This is a genomic window from Nostoc sp. CCY0012 (genome assembly GCF_963920855.1).
GTDB lineage: Bacteria > Cyanobacteriota > Cyanobacteriia > Cyanobacteriales > Nostocaceae > Cyanocohniella.
Window position 1 is genome coordinate 1 of record NZ_CAWUDM010000210.1, and the last position, 3134, is coordinate 3134.

Below are 3134 nucleotides of genomic sequence, written 5' to 3' on the forward strand. Positions count from 1 at the left end.
TATTCACAATGCTTCTACAGCCATTGAACCCTCGTAATTTGGCTACAGTATTGTATTATGCATTCACCTTTTATGCTGACTCGAATACAGTATTATGTATGCAATATTGCATAAATAAGCATTGCAATATCGTCCTGATGTGCCGATGTATATTTGGGTTGCGCCTCGTCCTCCCTTTGGTTATGCCGAAACTAATGCGCGGCGTATCAAAGAAAGGATTCTTCAGAAAAACGAGATGACGGCCTATTTAATCCGGATCGATAAAGAAACGGGAAAACGGGGAGCGGAGAAAAATTGGGCATTGGATACCAGTTGTCAAATTGAAGCCCAACGCAATTGGTCAATTAATAATTTACGGGCTGACTTGCGATCACTCCTAGAAGAAATGGGCAATACGATTGTGCCAGCCGGAGATAGTGCTGATGAAGGGGCGCAGAAATGGATGAAGGCAGCCGGGATTGCCATTGATGAGGAGCATTATCGTAAAGTTGCCAACGCCAAAGATATCGACAGAAGGACTTACACCAGCAGACAGCATCAGGATTATCTCAAGCCAGAGGAGATTTTGGAGTGTGAAAAGTTCCGCATTCAGGACACCTACGGCATGAGCGTTACCCCGGAATTGGTGGAAAAAGATGACGGGGGAAGGCTGATTAAAAAGATTGTTGCGCTTGAAGCAATTTTGGCAGAACCAGGGGAAACAATCACTGATGACCAGGGAAGAGAATTTGTCACACCGCCTGCTGTGGTTGTTGATAGAGATAAGTCGGAGCGTGAACGTTTAAGCATCTGCACCGATTGGAGTAACCATTCTACGTCATGGCTCATGCGTCATCGGCTGGGATTGAGGACGGTGTTGACAGATTTGATGGATGGGATTGAAGTTACAGGTAATGAGGCAGTTGTTGAAGCGATCGCACAATTCTCCAAACGTAATACACCTCACATCAAGGGCATTCTCAACCTGACCATACCACTGGATGAATCACCAGTATGGATTTTGGGGCAGTATCTCGCGCAATTAGGTTTGTCTACAGAATCGCGGCGACCGCTTGAGGATGGTAAACGGGTGAGGTACTATCGTTTGAATACTGAAGATGTGGTGTTTGCTCGAAACGTCTTGGAGTACCGTCAACGACAGAGGGAAGAGAAGGAAAAAAGACGGCAGGAGGAGCAAGAACGTAATGCTGCTTATGCTGCCAAGATGCAGACACAGTATGGCATCGACACGCCGTCCACACCCCCCATTAATGAAGACGGGAATAATAAACGGGGGGGTGTGGACACGAATGAACAACTCAGTGAAGTCGCTTCGCTCCAATTCAAAATTAAAAATTCAAAATTCAAAATTAAAGAGATTAATGGGGGCTTATACCCAGAATGAATCAATTCCCAAATTTTTCTTATTCTTCATTTTGCATTTTGAATTTTGCATTTTGAATTCAAAAAAGTGATTCTTGGTGGAAGCGAGTTAAATATTATGCTCAGTTAGTTGCTCACCAGGTAGAAAGAGGGGTGGAAGTGGTTCAAGAAATACTCAGTACTCTAACCAGTGATCAGCGTTGGGGGGTGATACTGGAATTTGAGGAGGTTTGCCCAGAGGGTTTTGCTCAATTGGTGGCAGCTGCTCCCGATTGGGTTGAGTGGATGGGGTGAAACTCTTCTTCTAATTCACTAAAATAAACTGCGAAAATGTATATTTAGCAGTTCAACTATATCTTTAGTAATGTCAAAATTTGAGGAGCAATTGGAAAGTATTTATGCCAGCGATCGCATCTGTTGGCGTGAGTGGTTGTCAAACAATCATCTTACTTCGTCTGGTATATGGTTGATTTACTACAAAATCAAAAGCGGCAAACCAAGCGTTAAATACAGCGAAGCAGTCAAAGAAGCTTTATGCTTTGGTTGGATTGACAGTAAAGTCAAATCATTGGATGAAGACCGTTATCAGCAAATCTTCACCCCTCGAAAACCTAAAAGTGTATGGTCAAAATTAAATAAGCAATATATTGAAGAGCTAATTGAACAAGGCTTGATAACTCAGTCCGGTCTAGAAAAAATTCAAGTGGCAAAACAAGATGGCTCGTGGAACTCCTTGGATGCCATTGAAGCGTTGATAATTCCCATAGATTTGAAGCAAGCCTTAGAAGCAAACCCTTCAGCCCATCTTAATTTTGAGGCATTTAGTAATTCATTGAAGAAGAACATTCTATTTTGGATTGAGAGTGCAAAACGTCCAGAAACTAGGTTGAAGCGAATTAAGCAAACTATAATCGAAGCTGAAAATAATAAAAATCCATTGAACTGATGAGTTAATTTCATCAATTTAGAAAAAAATGTGCGAACTCTCAATGTGAATATTTTGGTCAACGCTACTTAGCTGGTGGTGTAATAAAGTATAGTTTGCCTAAATATCTTCTCTTTCAAAATTCGTTAATTTAATTTTTGTCAGTCCCCTGCTTCACAGGCAAAGCGACTTGGTTTGAGGTAGAATGGCACTACATTTTGTATTTAGTTCGGTAGGTTACTTCTTAACAAAATATATGATCAAGCGATCGCACTTCACCATTAGACACCGTTAGAATTTGACTCATTTTAATCAGCAATGTGGAACCATAATGCTCATTACCATAGCTATCTATTGCACCAAATTCCGAGGAGAGTCCACCGTACCCTGGATGTAGGTTGTGGGTTAGGTTTTTTCACGTGGAAACTGGCAAAGCAATCCGAAGTTGTGGATGCACTTGATGTTGATAGTGCAGTCTTAGCAGAGGCATCAATCCTTAATCCTGCTGCCAATATTTCTTACTTAAAGGCTGACTTTCTTGTAGCCGACTTACCAGAAGCAGATTACGATGTGATTGTGTTGATCGCTACATTACACCATATGGACATAGAAGCAGCTTTAAAGAAGATAAAATTGCTACTGCGCCCTTCTGGAAAACTACTAATTCTTGGGCTTTATCAAGAGAAAAGCCTGCTCGATTATGCTTATAGTACAATTTCCATTCCGCTCAACTTTGTATATTTGAAATGGCATCGAGGATCAATTGCCAGACAGACAACAGTTGCACCTACTGGTATTGAGCCGAGATACGTGTAAAAACCTGCAAGATGGTCTGGAAACCGTTGCT

The 3134-nt window shown here is 41.6% G+C and carries 4 protein-coding genes; all 4 read left to right on the top strand.

The window, feature by feature from the left end; genetic code table 11:
• Window positions 1-121: 121 nt before the first annotated feature.
• The 4 genes from ACM0OS_RS28605 (at window position 122) to ACM0OS_RS28620 (ending at window position 3103) form a co-directional block, all read left to right on the top strand.
• The gene (locus ACM0OS_RS28605; RefSeq protein WP_414546561.1) at window positions 122-1384 is read left to right on the top strand and encodes a hypothetical protein; all 1263 of its coding nucleotides are present in this window, start codon (window positions 122-124) and stop codon (window positions 1382-1384) included.
• Between the two features lie 137 nt (window positions 1385-1521).
• Window positions 1522-1656, top strand: coding sequence for a hypothetical protein (locus ACM0OS_RS28610; protein ID WP_414546562.1), 135 nt, complete (start codon window positions 1522-1524; stop codon window positions 1654-1656).
• Between the two features lie 70 nt (window positions 1657-1726).
• The gene (locus tag ACM0OS_RS28615; RefSeq protein WP_414546563.1) at window positions 1727-2308 is read left to right on the top strand and encodes a YdeI/OmpD-associated family protein; all 582 of its coding nucleotides are present in this window, start codon (window positions 1727-1729) and stop codon (window positions 2306-2308) included.
• A gap of 297 nt (window positions 2309-2605) precedes the next feature.
• Window positions 2606-3103 (top strand): class I SAM-dependent methyltransferase, encoded by a 498-nt coding sequence (locus ACM0OS_RS28620; RefSeq protein WP_414546564.1) that lies wholly within the window; start codon window positions 2606-2608, stop codon window positions 3101-3103.
• Window positions 3104-3134: the final 31 nt, after the last annotated feature.

Excerpts from the sequence above, each read along its gene's own strand:
- ACM0OS_RS28615 (WP_414546563.1), top strand. The coding sequence starts at position 1,727 with ATGTCAAAATTTGAGGAGCAATTGGAAAGTATTTATGCCAGCGATCGC.
- ACM0OS_RS28620 (WP_414546564.1), top strand. The coding sequence starts at position 2,606 with ATGTGGAACCATAATGCTCATTACCATAGCTATCTATTGCACCAAATT.